This window comes from Pseudomonas sp. HK3 (assembly GCF_052920985.1).
This window is the reverse complement of sequence record NZ_JBREXD010000001.1, coordinates 1,069,640-1,087,236: the sequence shown is the minus strand read 5'-3', so window position 1 is coordinate 1,087,236 and position 17,597 is coordinate 1,069,640. Positions and strand designations below refer to the sequence as shown.

Here is a 17,597-nt window from a genome sequence, read left to right as displayed (position 1 = left end):
TAAAATTTGGATGAAACCGTGATCGATGCTGAAGGCTACCGCCCTAATGTCGGCATCATACTGGTGAATAACAAAGCCCAAGTATTATGGGCTAGGCGAATTGGGCAAGATGCGTGGCAGTTTCCCCAAGGCGGCATAAAAGCACATGAAAGTGCAGAAGCCGCTTTGTTTAGGGAATTACGGGAAGAAGTCGGCTTGTTACCTGAAGATGTTGAAATTATCGGGTGCACCAAGGGCTGGCTCAGATACCGTTTACCAAAACGCATGGTGCGTCATAACAGCAAACCAGTATGTGTTGGCCAAAAACAAAAATGGTTTTTGTTGAAACTCGTCAGCAATGATAGTCGCATAAGCTTTGACTACGCTGATAAAGCAGAGTTTGATGGTTGGCGTTGGGTGAGTTATTGGTATCCACTGGGACAAGTGGTGCCATTTAAACGAGATGTTTACCGTCGTGCTATGCGCGAATTAGCGCCAAAACTGTTCGAACTTCAGGCAAAACAATCATGCTAAATGTATTGCGCCAAATCGTACAAGAGGTCAACAACGCGGGCGATTTAGATGCTGCGTTGAATATTCTTGTGGATAGGGTTCAGAAAGCCATGAACACAGAAGTGTGTTCGGTTTATGTGTATAACGCAGAGAATAAGCGTCACATTTTGCGTGCGACCAAGGGCTTAAACTCGGCGTCTGTTGGTAAGGTGAGCCTTAGAAACAACGAGGGCCTTGTGGGGTTTGTGGCGGCGCGAGAAGAGCCCATTAACCTTGATGATGCATCCAAGCACCCCAAGTATCATTTCTTATCAGGTACAGGCGAAGAAAAGTTTAATAGCTTTTTAGGTGTGCCAATTATCAATCAAAAACGCATTCTGGGTGTTTTGGTCGTGCAGCAGTCTGTACGACGTAAGTTTGATGAAAGTGAAGAAGCGTTCATGGTGACCATGTCTGCGCAGTTGGCTGGCGTGTTGGCCCATGCTGAGGCGACGGGGCAAGTACTTGAGCGCCCTGATCAATTTAAAAAGAAAAAAGTTAAGCATGATGTTGTCATCAAAGGCTCCCCAGCGGCGCCTGGTATTGCCATTGGTACCGTGGTGGTGTTATCGCCGACGGCTGATTTATATGATGTTCCAGATCGCAATGCACAAAATATTGATGAAGAAATTCTGCGTTTTCAACATGCTATTGATGGTGCACGCCAGCAAATTAAACAAGTGGGCGAATCGTTAAAAGATTTGCGTCCCGAAGAGCAAGCCTTGTTTGATGTATACATTCGCATGCTGGATGACGATGCATTAGGCAGTGAAGTGATTCGACGTATTAAAGAAAATAACCAATGGGCCCAAGGCGCTCTTCGAGATGTTATTTTTGAATACGTAGCGCACTTTGATCGCATGGATGATGCCTATTTACGTGAGCGCGCAACAGACATTAAAGATTTGGGCGCACGAGTGTTGGCGCAACTGCAAGACACCATTGAGCTGGTATCTGATTTAGACTTTCCAGATAAAACCATTTTAGTTAGCGAAGAGCTAACACCCTCTATGTTAGGTGAAATACCCGAGAATAAACTGGTTGCTTTGGTGAGTGCAAAGGGTTCAGCTAACTCACACGTTGCGATTCTTGCCCGGGCCATGGGCATACCGACGATCATGGGCGCGACAGATTTACCTGTTAAGCAAATGGACGGCGTAGAACTGGTTATAGATGGTTACCGTGGTTATTTATATACCCATCCTTCTGCGCAAATGCTGGCGCAATTTGAAGCGATTGTTCGAGAAGAAAAGGCTTTGGTTAAAGGCCTTGAAACAATCAAAGATTTGCCCGCCCAAACCAAAGATGGGCATCGTATACAGTTATTGGTGAACACGGGTTTGATTACCGATGCCTATCGTTCGTTAGACAAAGGTGCTGAAGGGGTTGGGCTATACCGTACTGAAGTTCCGTTCATGATGCGTGATCGTTTCCCATCTGAAACCGAGCAAGCGCAAATATATCGCTCTCAGCTAGAAGCTTTTGCGCCCCAGCCTGTGACCATGCGAACACTTGATATTGGTGGCGATAAGTCGTTAACGTATTTTCCTATCGAGGAAGACAATCCGTTTTTAGGCTGGCGCGGCATTCGTGTGACCTTAGATCATCCTGAAATTTTTCTGCTGCAAGTGCGCGCCATGTTAAAGGCCAGTGAGGGCCTAAATAATTTAAAAATAATGCTGCCGATGATTACCAGTATTAGTGAAGTAGAAGAAGCTTTGCACTTTATTTATCGTGCCTTTCAAGAAGTATTAGAAGAGGGTATTAACGTTGAGATGCCTGAGGTGGGTGTCATGATTGAGGTGCCGGCGGCGGTTTATCAAGCGAAGCAATTAGCCACTATGGTGGATTTTTTATCCGTAGGCTCCAATGACTTAACCCAATACTTGCTCGCAGTGGATCGTAATAATCCGCGTGTGGCAGGGTTGTATGATAGTTTTCATCCGTCAGTACTGGCGGCTTTGCAACATGTTGTAGACGCGGGGAAAAGCCAAAATTGTCCCGTCAGTGTTTGTGGTGAACTCGCGGGCAACCCAGCAGGTGCGTTGCTATTAATGGCCATGGGTTACGATATGTTATCAATGAACGCTACCAATGTGCCAAGAGTAAAGTCGGTGATTCGTCATTCCGATTTAAGCTATGCGAAGAAATTGCTCGCAGATGTCATGAAGCTAGACAGCGGACATGTGATTGGCAGCACGTTAGAATTGGCTCTAAGCAAATTGGGTAAAGGGCGCTTATTTGCGCCTGTTACGTCAAAGTAGCACGCTAGCGTTCTTGTATTAGCGCACCCAGCTACGTTGCCTACCTGTGTCTAAATGAATAAAACCGCTGCGCCGATAATACCCTACCCCACCATCACTAACCGCCCGCGTGGCTTTGTGTAAGTGTGTATTGCTGATACCAGGAATACGAAAGTCCAGCGCGCGTCCTTGCATATGGAAGCTATGCTTAGCCACGCCTTCGCTGTTACTGCGTAATTTTTGGTTGGTTTCAGGGCTGCGGTAGCCAGAGACAAGATAAATTTCTTTTTGTGTTTCTAAGGTTTGCTGGATGCGATGTAGTTCATCGAGCAGGGTTAAGTCCATGGCGGCAATTTGATTGGCTCTGTGGTCACGCATCAGAAAGTAAATTTCGGCGAGACCATCAACCAAATATTCGCCGTGTTCCCAATAGGTGGCGCTGATTTTTTCACCTGTATGCAGGCTTTTTTAGTTTTAATGAGCGGGCGTCGTCATTGGGTAAAATGAGGCGAGAGCTTGCCGCAAAGACGGGAGCACTGCTCACGCCTAGGGAGATAAGGCCGGACTGTTTGATAAATTGACGGCGATTCACTGCTGATTCCCTGGCGATTTTTATGGTGTGGTAAAAACGGGCAGGGATTGTGCCATTTATGCTCGGTTATAAGCAAAGCGGCTATCTATTACATTTTATAAATCTTAACGGAATGAGTACTGCAAGAGGGGAGTTGTTAAAGAACAATGGAATCCAGTTTGTGGCTTTCACCATGAATTTGGTCGCGTTTATACACATCGTCACGTACTTGCAGTTGACCGTTTTCATCGACCCAAGTCGTCCAATACATTAGGTAAACGGGCACTGGGTTTTTGAGGTGTACGGCCCGGGTTTGGGCTTTTTCAACTACCTTGTTGATCAATGCTTCATCCCAGTTTTGCTCTTTCAATAGTGCGTGTGCGAGCTCTAATGGTTTTTCGACTCGAATGCAGCCACTGCTCAGAGCGCGCATATCATAGCCAAACAATTCTTTATGGTTAGTGTCATGTAGGTAAATGGACTGGTCATTAGGAATCACAAACTTCACATGACCCAGTGAGTTATCTTCGCCTGGACCTTGTACAAAGCGGTAAGTATTCACACGAGAATCAAACCCTTGCCAGTCGATTCCAGTAGAAATATCAATTTCTTTAGCTGGTTCTTGCCAGCCCTCATAAATTTTAAAGTTGTGTTGTTTTAAATATTCAGGACGACGCTTGGCGGTTGGAATGATGTCGCGTTTGGCAATGCGATGAGGCACGTTCCATTCAGGTGCTAATACGATGGTGCTGATGCTTTCAGACAATACAGGAGTGCGTAATTTCTCGCGGCCAATGATGACTTTCATGCTGAGCTGGCTTTCTTCGTTATGAATTAAATCTAAGCGATAGTTGGCCATGTTAACCAAGATATAGCGCTCGCCTAAATGTTTAGGAAGATAGCGCCAACGCTTCATGTTGAGTGCGATACGTTGTGCCATAAAGTAAGGTGCGACGTTAAGGCGCTTCAGTGTCGCTGTATCAACGATTCCGCTGGGTTTGATGCCATTGCGCACTTGAAAGTGTTTAATGGCTGCCACTGTGTCTGCATCCATCTCATACACGTTACGTTGGTCATTGGCTTTATAGTCTTGCTCGAGCAATAACGGGTCTTGTTTTGCTTGTTCGGGTTTGAGCCAGTCCAGAGTGCCTTGATGAAAGTCGCCATAGGATTGCAGCATCCAGCGTATGCGTGGCACTTGAGGGTGATGGTCACCTTGCGCAAGTTCTTGATGAATCTCAAGTGGGTACCACATACCGCTATCCGCAATATCTTGATAGCGGTCTAGCTCGGTTGTGAGGCGCTCATAACCTTGGTGGCTGGGAACGAGCTGACTCACTAGGCTGTAAAGCTTTCCTTGCTCAAGGCTTTGTGACAGCAGACTAATGACATCCAATGATGAAATACGTGGGCCTTGTTGAGAGGCCACTTTTTTGAATGAAGGGTGGTCAAGTTCACCGTTATTAGGCAGCAACTCATTGTTCATAACTTGTTGGGCAAAATCGATATAGGCATCGCTTAGCAATACATCAATGGCGGCGGCATGTTTAGGTTGATTACTTAGGCGTTCAATCTCGGTTTGCAGTTTACTAATGCGATATCGATAAGCTTTCCATTCGTCACTGGCGGTATGGCGTAAACTTTTAACTAATGCGCGGCCTGCTTTATTTAGCTGAAAATGATCCATCCAAATGGGTTGGTGGTTGTTTCTACGGTAAACAAGATGAAGCTCTTCTCTGTATTGCAGGCTGATATTACCGGCCACTTCGCTGGGAGCATCATAGAGCCAGTACTCAATACTTTCTTGTGCCACTAGAGGGGCAATAACCGGTCTTGTTGATCCACTGATAAAAATAGCGGCATACAAAAGTACTAAGCAAAGGGCACCTAAAATCAGCATAATGCGATTATGCGATTGGGCACGATGGCGCCTGACAGGCGCTGTATAAAAGTACTTATCCATAGCCAAAGTATGGCAGGGGTAAAAGCGTTATGTGATGGATTTCACGGTGCTTTACGATGGGTTTTGGTAATCAAATGCAAGTATTTGTAATTCAATAAAATGACGCGTTATTTATCAATCAGTTAGCGTTGCTTTTTGTACTTCTTCTATGTGTGCCAGAAGAAAACGTCATTTAAATTTCAAAATAATCTTAAAAAAGTATTTTTAGAAATCAAATGTTTCTAAATGTGACGTTTGGCCTGAAGGGTCATAGGTGGCTTCTTGAAAATGAATACCATGGTCACCAATAATGAGCCCGGTACTGGCGCGTGTGCCGTAGTTGTCACTCACAATAAAGGCCGAAGACAGCAATGTTTCCCAAGGCTGGCCGATGCCTGTATCGGGTAATAGGGCCTGTGGATAAGTCTGACGATTTTGCAGTAAGGTGTGCAGGGCATCCATTTTCGCATTGCCTTGAGTAAGCCAGCTGTTCAGGCTGTCTTTAGCGGCTGTGAGCTTGGGCCAAGGGGTGTCTAATGACGCATTGCTTAAGCCGTAAACACCCGGTATTAACTGAATAGGACCATTGGGCTGGCGGTTGCTGTAGTACCAACATTGCTCTTTATTGCCCACAATTAAGTTGAAGCCATCATAATCAGCGGCATGTTCTTGAATATGCATTAAGTAAGCTTGCGGGCAGGATTGCTCTATTAGGTAGTTGAGCACTAAATTGCCGCGTGAAATGGTTCCTTTTTCAGGTGATGGTAGCTTGCGCACATTGGTAAGCGCAGCGAAATAACCTTGCTTGGTGACACCTAACCATGTGCCACCGCCTGTTAAGTCCTTGCCTGCCAATATCGTTGGGTGTTCTGGCCAAAATTGCGCGGGCGCCGCAGGGCGTTGATGAAATTCATCGCGATTGGCCACTAAGGTTAAAGGCGTGGGGGTGTGGGGTTGCCACTGAAAGCTAAGTAAACACATAGCGGCAGTTTACCCACAGGCAAGCATGTAGCCAATAGCGGCGTAAGCATTCATAATGCAGGCCCTTAGAATTAGATGTAATTTGTATGTTGTTACTAACTTATCTTGCTGTGGGTGCATTTGCTGGATTGCTGGCGGGTTTATTTGGTATTGGCGGCGGCATGGTGATTGTGCCAGTACTGGTTATTACGTTTGAAAGCCTAAAATTTGCGCCAGAAGTGCTGACGCACATGGCGGTTGCAACCTCACTGGCCAGTATTGTGTTCACCTCAGTCAGCTCCGTTCGGACTCATCATCAAAAGAGGGCTGTTGATTGGTTTATTGTTAGGCAGCTTAGTGTTGGTATTTTATTGGGGGCCGTACTGGGTGCATTAACGGCCGATTCATTAAGTGGTTCAGGCTTACAAATTGTGATCGGTGTTTCGGCATTGATGATGGCTGCGCAGATGGGCTTAGGTTTAAAGCCAAAACCCACTCGTGAATTACCAGCTATGCCCGGAATGGTCACAGCTGGTGGCGGTATTGGTTGGGCGTCTGCCTTGTTTGGTATTGGTGGTGGCTCGTTAACGGTGCCCTTTTTGACGTGGTGTAATCATCCAATGCAGCGCAGTGTTGCAACTGCCGCGGCGTGTGGTTTTCCGATTGCGGTCATCGGCGCGCTTTCCAATATTGTGATTGGATGGGGCAATGAAAGCTTACCTGCGGAGTCAGTTGGTTATGTTTATTGGCCAGCCTTATTTGGTATGGTGCTCACCAGCGTACCGTTTGCCCGCGTTGGGGCTAAATTGGCGCATAAGCTAAGCGCTGAAAAATTGAAAAAACTATTCGCGATCATGCTGGTCTTAGTGGCCATCAAGTTTTTAACCGCCAACTTGTAATAATCGAATTTAAAAATATAAACGGAATAAGCATGCTGACCTATCCCAATATTGACCCCGTTGCTGTAAGCATTGGTCCCTTAAGTATCCACTGGTACGGGCTGATGTATTTAGTGGGCTTTACGCTTGCCTATTTAATGATGATGCACCGCGCAAAGCAGCCGGGCTCAAATTGGACGAAAGAGCAGGTCAGTGATTTGATTTTTTACAGCGCTATGGGCGTTGTGATTGGTGGGCGTTTTGGGTATGTGCTGTTTTATAATTTCTCGAAATTCTTAGAAGACCCATTATGGTTATTTGCAGTGTGGGAAGGTGGTATGTCTTTTCATGGTGGTTTACTGGGTGTCATCGTAGCTTGTATTTTATTTGCACGCCGTTATGGGAAAACGTTATTCCAAGTGACGGATTTTGGCGCACCTATGGTGCCAATTGGTTTGTTGACGGGCCGTCTTGGCAACTTTATAGGTGGCGAGCTATGGGGTCGTGTCAGTGATGTGCCTTGGGCGATGGTTTTTCCAAAAGGTGGACCACTAGCACGGCACCCAAGCCAATTATACGAAATGTTTTTAGAAGGCTTCGTACTGCTTATCATTTTATGGGTCTTTAGTCGAAAGCCTCGCCCAACGATGGCGGTGAGTGGTTTGTTTTTAGTGGGTTATGGTGTATTCCGTTTCATGGTTGAATTTGTTCGTGAACCCGATAACCATATTGGCTTTGATTTATTAGGCTGGATGACCCGTGGTCAAATTCTATGTGTACCAATGGTGCTCTTTGGCAGCGCATTGATTTACATCGCCTATAAGAAACAAAATGCTCAGGCACAACAGAAGAGTTAAGTATGAAACAGTATTTAGATTTATGCCGTCGAGTCATTGAAGATGGTATTTGGATTGAGAATGAGCGCACAGGGAAGCATTGCTTAACGGTTGTTAATGCAGACCTTGAATATCGTGTTGATAAAAATGAGTTTCCGTTAATTACCACGCGTAAAAGTTTTTATAAAGCGGCCATTGCTGAGTTTTTAGGGTATATCCGCGGTTATGATAATGCGGATGATTTTCGAAAATTAGGCGCTAAAACCTGGGATGCCAATGCTAATTTAAATGACGCTTGGCTGAACAATACTCACCGTAAAGGTGAGGACGATATGGGTCGTGTATATGGTGTGCAAGGTCGTAGCTGGGCTAAGCCGGATGGTGGGTTTGTTGATCAACTTAAAAAAATTGTCGATAACTTAAAAAAGGGGATTGATGATCGCGGTGAGATCATGTCTTTTTATAACCCTGGCGAGTTTCATATGGGTTGTCTGCGCCCTTGTATGCACACACATAATTTCTCGTTATTGGGTGATACATTATATTTAACCAGTTATCAGCGTTCATGTGATGTACCACTTGGCTTGAACTTTAATCAGGTTCAGGTGTTTTTCTTCTTAGCGATCATGGCACAAATCACTGGGCATAAAGCGGGTGTGGCCTACCATAAAATTGTTAACGCTCACATTTATGAAGATCAGTTAGAATTGATGCGAGATGTTCAACTGAAGCGTGAACCGTTTTCTTCACCAAAACTAATTATTAATCCTGATATTAAATCCCTAGAAGACTTAGAAACCTGGGTGACCATGGATGACTTTAAAGTAGAAGGTTATGAACACCATGAGTCTATTGCTTACCCCTTTAGTGTTTAACACTCTATTGGTTGTTTGCGTTTAATTATTATATAGGGACAGTATGAAACTAGCTTTGATTGCCGCGTATTCTCAAAATCGAGTTGTGGGTTATGACAATAAATTACCATGGCATTTACCGGAAGACTTAAAATATTTTAAGCGTTGCACATCCGGTAAAGCGATTATCATGGGACGAAAAACGTTTGATAGTATAGGTCGCCCATTACCTAATCGCACCAATATTGTCATCACGCGAAACCCGGACTTTCAAGCAGAAGGTGTGAAAGTTGTTCGTTCGTTAAATGATGCGATTGAACTAGCAAAGGCGGTAAATGAGGTGAACGGTGTTGATGAAGTGATGATCATTGGTGGAGCGACTATTTATGAGTTAGCACTACCACTGGTTGATCGACTGTACCTAACCCATGTACATGCACGCATAGTAGGGGATGCATACTTCCCTGAAGTGGATTTCTCAACATGGCATGCCGTGCAAAGAGCAGATTATTCTGCAGGGGATAGTAACCCTTATGATTACAGCTTCGTTGTTTATGAAAAGTAAGCATTGGCTTTAGCTTAAGTCTGCATCAAACAAGACCACTTGATTCCGGCCTTGCGCTTTTGCTTGATAAAGCGCTTGATCGGCTTGGTTTACCATATACTGTCGATTTTTATCGTTGCTTTTGACTGGTTTCATACAGCTAATGCCAAGGCTTGCTGTCATTTTAATTTTTTTATTGCCCCACGTTAAATATAAGCCTTCAATGTCTTTTCTTATTTTTTCTGCTACATCTAATGCACCTTCTACAGGCGTGTTGGGTAAAATAATGGCAAATTCTTCTCCACCATAACGACACACTACATCGAGTTCACGCCCAGCGTGGTGTGCAATGCAATTAGCCACATGTTTTAAGCACATATCCCCCGCTGGGTGGCCGTGTTCATCATTAATTTTTTTGAAAAAATCAATATCCAGCATAATAATAGAAACATAATGCTTGTCACGATGAGCGCGCTTGTGCTCTTTCGCCCAGTTCTCATTGAAATAATATCGGTTATGCAGACCTGTCAGTGCATCGGTAATACTGATTGTTTTAAGTTTATCATTGACGGACGATAATTCATTAAGAGTTTTCTGTAACTCTTCAGTACGAAGCGCCACTATAGATTCCAGTTTTTGACTATTTTCACGTTCTATTCTTAAGTTTTCTATTTCTGCATTAAAGCTCCGTTCCTTTTCGTGGTTAACCTGATGAGCCAATGCAAGAGATTGTTCTTGTGCTTTAATTTTATCTTTTTGTGTATTTGCCATTCGTTCAGCCAAGGCTAAAGATAAAAACATGACTTCTAAACCAGCGCCTAACTGAACACCGTATTCACTGAAAGCAGTTATAGGTATTAATCCGTGCTTATTACCTAGTAAAAATAATGCACCTACAAAGAAAACAGCCCAAGCAATGACAAAATATCGTGCACTAGGGTGATTGAGATTCAGCATATACAGTGCAATAAAAATAACTAAGATTACCGAATAAAAAACATAAAGCGTAGAGATATAAATCGAGAGGTAATAGGGTAGTAAAAAAGTAGATGCTGATAAAGCCAGTGACACATAGGCACTGACTTTTATTGTGTAATGAAGATAAGTATTAATGGACTTTATATTAAAGAAGTCTTCTATGAACAAAAAAAGAGAAAAACAAATTAAACTCATGGTGATAGGTGTTATGTATTGATTAACAATGGGGAATTTAGGCCAAATAAATTGATAACCTATGCCATGTAAACTTAACTGAAATACAGTGAATAATAATATATAGCTAACGTATAAAAGATAAACGCGTTCTTTTTCTGAAAACCAAACCATAATATTATAAATAGCCATGATTGATACCATGCCATAAAAGAAACCTTGAAATAGAAAATGTACCAACGTATGAAAATTGAAGTCGTCCCACTCCCAAAAAACAATAGGCACTTGAATTGCGCCTTCGCTTTCTATACGAGCGTATACCGTCGTGAGTTCATAGGGAAAAAGGTCAATGGGAAAAACAATATTTGGGTGTGAAATAAATTTATCATCTACGGCAACTTTGTCGCCACCATAAAAGTAGGATATAACTTGCTGATTGTTATTGATTACGTAGATATCGACATTATCAAGAATGGGATACGCGATTTCTAGTGCCCACTCTTGGTTGAGTACATTGTGGTTTTCTACCTGAAATTTTAACCAATAGGCATGGTTGGTAAAGCCAAAGTTAATCTCGTCATCTTTGTTCTTAGTCCAATTTTGAGAAGGGGACTGTATTTGTTCGATTCCGATGACATCGTCATCTTCTTGTAGGTACTCAATATGAGGTGCCACACGATAATTGCCATCATTTGCTAAGATTAACGGGCTAGCATTCACTGACATAACAGTGAGCAGCATGACAATGGAAGCTACAAAACTAAGCATGTTTGACCCGTTTATTCCCTCCTTATAGGCTAGATCAATGGCCTGATACGTCAAACAATAAGATGTCGAATGTCGTTGCTAGTACGCTATCTTTCATTAAGTTATTATCGACTCCCTTGGTGTTATCAATAAGAAAGCGTGCTGATATTGTACAAAAATGGCGCTTAATATGATGGCTGTAGTAGAGGCATTTTTAGTGGATAAAGTGAAATTGAGTCAATCTGTATAAATGATCAAACCCCATACCATGATGCGTATATTACTAGACGCTATTGAAAAATATTATTTTTAAATAGCCTATAATATATGCATTTGCAATCATGAGCCTAAGTGAGCGGCATATAAATTTGCAGGCCATCTCGGCCGCTATTTTTGACTGCATACAATGCTTCGTCAGCTTGTTGCCAAGCCAAAGTGAGTACCGATTTTACTTCGGCCACACCAATGCTAACCGTTAGGCTGATTTTATTGTCTATACCATTAGGTTTGAAAAGATGCTCTCGCACTCGCTGTATAATGTAGCTGGCTTTTTCTCTTGCTTGATCTGTGTTGCAGTCACCTAATAAAATGATAAATTCTTCACCGCCAATACGAGCGACAAGATCATGCATGCGACAACAAGATTGGATTATCTCGGTAAATTCTATTAAACAAAAATCACCAACTTGATGGCCGTATTTATCATTTATTTTTTTAAAAAAGTCGATATCTAAAATCATCAAACAAATTTTCTTTTTCTGCCTATCTTCAAGACTAATTAATCGCTCTGCATTTTCGATAAAGCCTCGACGATTCATTATTCCCGTTAAAGGGTCACTAATGGCTAGGCTGGCCAGTTCTTGATTGCTGAGTTTAAGCGCAAGGGAGAGCTTTCTAAAGTGATAAATAATGACACTAAATATGGCTAAAACAAAAAAACAAATTGCGATAATTATGATAATAAAAGAATAATTAAATTTTTCTGTATGTTTAAATAAAAACCCTTGAATGTTTGTATCCCCATCAACCATTCCAAGTTCCTGATAAAGGCTTGCTATATGTTGCCAGCGACCAGGGTTCATATGCCCTGTTTGCACAAGATCAGGTAGCACTGCTTTTCTAACTAAATTGGCTTCGTATAAAAGATGCTCCTTACTTTTATTTGGCGCATACTTTTTGGCAATAATATCAACAGATTCTTCAATATTATTTAAGGCATATTGCCAACCCTGTAAGCTTGCTTGTTTGAATCGTTTAACAAGACCTGGGTTGTGCTTAGCAATTTCTTTATGGGTGATGAGTACATCACTATAAAAGTTAATGCCATAATCCCTAGGTTTAATAAGATGAAAATCAATGTTTCTTTGTTTTAATAGGTAAGGCTCATTAGAGATATAGCCATTGTATGCATCTATTTTACCGCTGATTAAATCTTCGATATTAAAGCTAGTAGGTTTAATGTTCACACTATCGATGGGAATACTTTCTTGTTTGAGTAGCGCTAGCAATTCAGCATTGGCAGGCTTGGGCAATGTCATTAATGTGCGGCCAGGGAAATCTTGAACTATGCGTATATTATTTGATTTTAGTGTGATCCAGACCAAGGGAGAGACTTGGCTAATGGCTGCTAATGCGACAACAGGGTCACCTTGGATAAAATTTATGATCACAGACGAATTACTAATACCAAAATGAGCATTACCTTGAATGACCTCTGTAACCGAGTTAGGTGCACCTTTACCACCAGGCTTGATGTTAACTTGTATGTTTTGGTCCTTATAAAACCCTTTTTCTAATGCCATATAGTAACCAGCAAATTGAAATTGGTTATACCAGCGCAGCTGTAGATCAACCTCATCTGAGGCTTGTAGATATAGTGGATGCAATAGGAGGCAAGTTAGGATCGCAAACGTGAATCCAATCTTGGCGGTCATGGGCTGTGCCAGTTTGATAGGAATGATTACCAGTATAGATAACTAAACTTTTTTTATCGACTTTTGCGTCTGGTAGAGTGGATTAATTAGGATTAAAGACGTATTTGTCCATTTGTAATAGCGAATAGTTATTTGATAGTTATCTTTAAATAACGTTTTGTTATTTTTGCGGCGTTGTTGTATTTAGTGAGCAGAGGATGATTGTTCAATATTAGCGTTCGTATTATATAAAAGTAGTCGTATATCGATAAGCTGTGCAAGTCTTAATGCGCCATCTGACGCATGTACTGAGCAGAGATTTTTATCATTTTTTAAGTGTACTCATTAAATAGCCAAGTATTAAACTTGGCTATTTTTTACTTGTTACAGATACTTTAGCCGCGCTGGCGATTAAATAAATTGAACATCGTGTCTTTCTCTCGTAATAAAAACAGTGCGGCACACGCTGCCCACATTGGCCAAGCGGCAAAGAATAATAAACTTCCATTAAATGGGTCGAGGTATTTAGCAAATGCTGAAAATGTAGAAACGCTATGAATAATCAGTACAAAACCATAGGTAAATGTTTTTTTATAGCCGCTTAAGAATAGTAATAGTATTGCCATCTCAATCGCACCAATGACATACATGATGTTAAATTCGATGCCTTCTAAAAAGTAAAAGTGTGAAAAGACCTTTGCGGCATGGCCGGGGTTAATAAACTTATCCACTGTCCACATAAATATAACAAGAAAACAGTGAGCCTTAGTAACAGTAACGAAAGTTTAAGTTTGTTTTGGTCAGCCATGATTTATCCTCGGTAGGTGATGTGTATCAGAGCCATAGAGATCGAATGAGTTAAAAATAGTTGAGCCTCAGCCACCGCCGAGTAGTACGGCGATGGTTTATGCTTGATGGTACAAAATATTAAATGGTAACAGCATCCAGTGCTTGGCTAACATCTGCGATAATGTCATCAATATTTTCAATACCCACCGAGATGCGTACAAGGTCAGTACTAACGCCCGCTTTTGCGAGTTCTTCTTCATTCAACTGGCGGTGAGTAGTAGAGGCAGGGTGACAGGCAAGCGATTTTGCATCACCAATGTTAACTAAGCGTAGAATCATTTGCAGGGCATCAATGAACTGAGTGCCTGAAACTAAGCCACCCTTAATGCCAAAGCTTAAAATACCACTGGCCTTACCTTGAGTGATTTTTTTGCACGTATCAAAATACGGGCTGTTTTCTAGCGCCGCATAATTTACCCAGCTTATTTTTTCATGCTTGTTTAGATAAGCAGCCAATTTCTCTGCGTTTTCGCAGTGGCGCTCCATGCGTAAGCATAGGGTTTCTAAGCCTTGTAGAATCTGAAAAGAATTTAATGGGGATATGGCAGCACCTGTGTTACGCAGTGGCACAACGCGGCAGCGACCAATAAACGCAGCAGGGCCTAACGCTTCGGTGTAAACCACACCATGATATGACGGATCAGGCTCATTAAATACAGGGAAGCGCTTCTTATTGGCCACCCAATCAAACTTGCCAGAATCAACAATAGCACCACCAATAGAGGTGCCATGGCCACCAATGTATTTGGTTAATGAATGTACGACGATATCAGCCCCTAGCTCAAATGGGCGACATAGCACTGGGGTTGCGACGGTGTTGTCGACAATGACAGGCACGCCATGTTTATGTGCAATCTCAGCTAATTTGGTGATGTCGACAACATTACCAGCCGGGTTACCAATGGACTCGCAAAAAATAGCGCGGGTATTATCATCAATGGCACTTTCGAAGCCGGCATAATCGTCATGTGAGATTAAGCGTACATCAATACCTTGGTTTGGAAGTGAGTGGGCGAATAAATTATAAGTGCCACCGTATAGTTGGCTAGTGCTCACAATATTATCACCCGTTTTACACAAGCATTGGATGGCATAAGTAATGGCCGCCATACCAGATGCAACAGCCAATGCGCCGATACCACCTTCCATTGCTGCAATGCGCTGCTCTAAAACATCCGTTGTTGGGTTCATAATGCGGGTATAGATATTACCTGGCACTTTTAAATCAAATAAATCAGCACCATGCTGGGTATCATCAAAGGTATAAGATGTTGTTTGGTATATAGGCACAGCGGCCGATTTAGTGGTGGCTTCAGATGTATAGCCATGGTGTAGCGCTAACGATTCGAGCTTCATGAGAGATCCTTTAATAAGCGTAAATAAATACCTAACACGGGTATGGCGAACACTTTACTGTATTTTTATTAACATGTGCATGGCTAAAACTAATCAATGATACAATTATCAATATTTATATATTTTACGGGTGACCATTTTGAAGTTAAACAAACGATTATCTTCAGTCACAGTTAAGTTCTTATTGCCCTTGTTGATTGTAATACTTGCGGTGCAATGGATTATTCCTGCCATTGGTATTCATTTTGTAAAAAAATGGTATGCCGAACAAGGTGATGACTATGAGCTGACAGTGGGCGAGTGGTCATTTGTTCCTTGGCAGGGGTTTATCAGCTTAGGAAAAGTGAAATTTCGCTCTGGTGGAAACGTTATCTGTTATTAAAGAGCTTAAGATAAATGTTGGGGTCATGGACTTATTGCAACGTAAAGTAACCATAGAAACACTCTATTTTGATGGCTTACAGTTAAATATAAATAATGGAAAAAAAGGGTTTAGCGCTGTTGGCCTATCGTCAGATTCATTGATGAGGGATACTGCTGAAACAAATGAGGATAACCAAGAAAAAAGTATTGAGAGTCATTCAGAGCAAGCATCGGAAATTTGGGATATTGAAATTCAAAACATTGAATTAATAAATCATCGTATTGGGTTTGCACAACCTGATGTGAATATATCGCTTGAAATCAATGACATCAATATAACAGGTAAAGTAGGTTCTCATAATTTGATGATCGATAGCCAAGTATCATTACAAACCTTGTCATTAAGCGACCAAAAAATTGAGCTAGCACAGCCACTCGTATTAAAATTAAAGGGTGAGTTGATTGATCCATTTTCACAGGCGAAATTTAAAGGTGATTTACAGCTTAGCGCGGCTAAGTTCAATACGCCTTGGGTCTCTCCTGCTGGGTTTGACCAATTAGCATTATCTGGCTTAGATGTCTCATTGTCACAGCAGTCGCTTGAGACATTGGAATTAACCGGGTTGGTTGTAGGTAAGCAGTTACTTAAATTAAAGCAATATAAAATCAACGACCTATCATTTGAAAAAAACAAACTGATGACAGGCTTGCATGAATGGGCAGGCCTAGCGTCAATTATTAATTTGGATGAGCAAGGTAATATTGCAGGATTAACGCTTCCATCAGCCAACGCTGGTAATACAGATACGAGTCAAAACGCAGAAAAAATAGAAACAGAAGATGTAGCTACTCAAGATACGCTAGACCACGCGAATGAATTTGAGTTGGCAATATTAAAAATTGAACAGGCGGATAACGATGTGAGTACGGTGCATGCTATTAACAAGCATGTTAATCCGAATTTAAATATCATGTTTAAAATTAATGAATTTTTTGTCAGTGATATTAATAATCAAAACCAACCGATGAATATTCATTTTCTAAGCCAAACCGATGAATATAGCCGAGTCAGTCTAGATGCAAAAGCGGCATTCGATTCTAGCCTAAGTGGTGATGTGTCGTTGAATATCCGTCAGTTTGATTTGATTTCATTAAGTGGGTACGTTGAAAAAGCAATTGGCTATCATGTTAACCAAGGTCAATTAACGTTACTCATGGGCTTGAATATTAATAAAGGAAAATTAGCAGGTGACGGTAAGTTAAAGATCCTTAATAGTAACTTGCAGCCTTCAGATCAAGCCACGATGAATAAAATTAGTAAGCAAATATCCATGCCCATTGAGACCGCACTATCTTTAATTAAAGACGATAGTAATAATATAGAAATGAGTATTCCTATTACAGGTGATATGAATGCCCCTGATTTTGGTGTAGATGATCTGGTTGCTCAAATTAGTAGAAAAGCATTAACAGCCGCGACATTGCATTATGTGAAGCAAGCCATTTTTCCTTATGGATTATTAGTGAGTGTGGCAGGCTATGTAGGTGATGAGCTATTTGCTATTTCATTAACGCCACTAGAATATAATGGTGAAGAGTTTGATGATGAACAAAGTAAATACCTAAATAAGGTAGCAGGCTTAATGCTAGAGAAAAGCACCTTGCAACTAAGAGTGTGTGCACAAGTGAGTCAGAAGGATGCCGACAATGAAGACTGGTATGCCCCTGCGTTAGATAAGGCCAATAAAATTAAGCGTTATATTGTTAAGCAAGACCCCGAGCTTGCTGGGCGCATTGTGCTTTGTCAGCCTAAGATTGATGAAAAAACTCAAATTAAGATGGGATTTTAATGGCTGAA

General features: G+C 41.8%; 15 protein-coding genes. 8 read left to right on the top strand and 7 right to left on the bottom strand.

Annotated elements, in window-relative coordinates; all coding sequences use genetic code 11:
- The first annotated feature begins 18 nt into the window (after positions 1–18).
- On the top strand, positions 19–513 hold the full coding sequence (locus ACU6U9_RS05185; protein WP_446733996.1) for an RNA pyrophosphohydrolase: 495 nt from the start codon (positions 19–21) through the stop codon (positions 511–513).
- Positions 507–2,795 (top strand): phosphoenolpyruvate--protein phosphotransferase, encoded by a 2,289-nt coding sequence (gene ptsP / locus ACU6U9_RS05180; RefSeq protein ID WP_446733995.1) that lies wholly within the window; start codon positions 507–509, stop codon positions 2,793–2,795. The genes ACU6U9_RS05185 and ptsP overlap by 7 nt, the downstream gene beginning before the upstream one ends.
- Positions 2,796–2,813: 18 nt before the next feature.
- Here the strand turns inward: ptsP and ACU6U9_RS05175 are convergent, their stop codons facing one another.
- The 3 genes from ACU6U9_RS05175 to ACU6U9_RS05165 form a co-directional block, all read right to left on the bottom strand.
- Entirely contained in the window at positions 2,814–3,236 is a 423-nt protein-coding gene (locus tag ACU6U9_RS05175) for a YcbK family protein (RefSeq protein ID WP_446735057.1), read from the bottom strand.
- 266 nt (positions 3,237–3,502) lie between these two features.
- A complete protein-coding gene (locus tag ACU6U9_RS05170) occupies positions 3,503–5,245 on the bottom strand; it encodes a L,D-transpeptidase family protein (RefSeq protein WP_446733994.1) in 1,743 nt (580 codons plus the stop codon).
- A 267-nt stretch (positions 5,246–5,512) separates the two neighbouring features.
- Positions 5,513–6,268 (bottom strand): NRDE family protein, encoded by a 756-nt coding sequence (locus ACU6U9_RS05165; protein ID WP_446733993.1) that lies wholly within the window; start codon positions 6,266–6,268, stop codon positions 5,513–5,515.
- An 86-nt stretch (positions 6,269–6,354) separates the two neighbouring features.
- Between ACU6U9_RS05165 and ACU6U9_RS05160 the strand changes: the two genes are divergently transcribed.
- The 4 genes from ACU6U9_RS05160 to ACU6U9_RS05145 are packed head-to-tail and all read left to right on the top strand — an operon-like array spanning position 6,355 to position 9,380.
- Positions 6,355–7,146, top strand: a complete 792-nt coding sequence (locus tag ACU6U9_RS05160; protein WP_446733992.1) for a sulfite exporter TauE/SafE family protein — start codon at positions 6,355–6,357, stop codon at positions 7,144–7,146.
- A 32-nt stretch (positions 7,147–7,178) separates the two neighbouring features.
- Complete coding sequence (lgt, locus tag ACU6U9_RS05155; protein WP_446733991.1) at positions 7,179–7,982, top strand: prolipoprotein diacylglyceryl transferase; 804 nt, start codon at positions 7,179–7,181, stop codon at positions 7,980–7,982.
- 2 nt (positions 7,983–7,984) lie between these two features.
- Positions 7,985–8,836, top strand: a complete 852-nt coding sequence (locus ACU6U9_RS05150; RefSeq protein ID WP_446733990.1) for a thymidylate synthase — start codon at positions 7,985–7,987, stop codon at positions 8,834–8,836.
- Positions 8,837–8,879: 43 nt separating this feature from the next.
- On the top strand, positions 8,880–9,380 hold the full coding sequence (locus ACU6U9_RS05145; protein WP_446733989.1) for a dihydrofolate reductase: 501 nt from the start codon (positions 8,880–8,882) through the stop codon (positions 9,378–9,380).
- A 9-nt stretch (positions 9,381–9,389) separates the two neighbouring features.
- On the opposite strand, the gene ACU6U9_RS05140 is transcribed toward ACU6U9_RS05145, so the two are convergent.
- The 4 genes from ACU6U9_RS05140 to ACU6U9_RS05125 form a co-directional block, all read right to left on the bottom strand.
- Positions 9,390–11,279 carry a sensor domain-containing diguanylate cyclase gene (locus ACU6U9_RS05140; RefSeq protein ID WP_446733988.1) on the bottom strand — a complete coding sequence of 630 codons (1,890 nt, stop codon included), beginning with the start codon at positions 11,277–11,279 and terminating at the stop codon, positions 9,390–9,392.
- Between the two features lie 326 nt (positions 11,280–11,605).
- Entirely contained in the window at positions 11,606–13,192 is a 1,587-nt protein-coding gene (locus tag ACU6U9_RS05135; RefSeq protein WP_446733987.1) for an ABC transporter substrate-binding protein, read from the bottom strand.
- 374 nt (positions 13,193–13,566) lie between these two features.
- Positions 13,567–13,902 (bottom strand): hypothetical protein, encoded by a 336-nt coding sequence (locus tag ACU6U9_RS05130; RefSeq protein WP_446733986.1) that lies wholly within the window; start codon positions 13,900–13,902, stop codon positions 13,567–13,569.
- 196 nt (positions 13,903–14,098) lie between these two features.
- Entirely contained in the window at positions 14,099–15,376 is a 1,278-nt protein-coding gene (locus tag ACU6U9_RS05125; RefSeq protein WP_446733985.1) for an O-acetylhomoserine aminocarboxypropyltransferase/cysteine synthase family protein, read from the bottom strand.
- A gap of 139 nt (positions 15,377–15,515) precedes the next feature.
- On the opposite strand from ACU6U9_RS05125, the gene ACU6U9_RS05120 reads away from it, so the two are divergent.
- Together ACU6U9_RS05120 and ACU6U9_RS05115 are read left to right on the top strand one after the other, a co-directional pair.
- Positions 15,516–15,758, top strand: a complete 243-nt coding sequence (locus ACU6U9_RS05120; RefSeq protein WP_446733984.1) for a hypothetical protein — start codon at positions 15,516–15,518, stop codon at positions 15,756–15,758.
- Between the two features lie 25 nt (positions 15,759–15,783).
- Positions 15,784–17,589, top strand: a complete 1,806-nt coding sequence (locus ACU6U9_RS05115; RefSeq protein ID WP_446733983.1) for a DUF748 domain-containing protein — start codon at positions 15,784–15,786, stop codon at positions 17,587–17,589.
- The last annotated feature ends 8 nt before the right edge of the window (positions 17,590–17,597 follow it).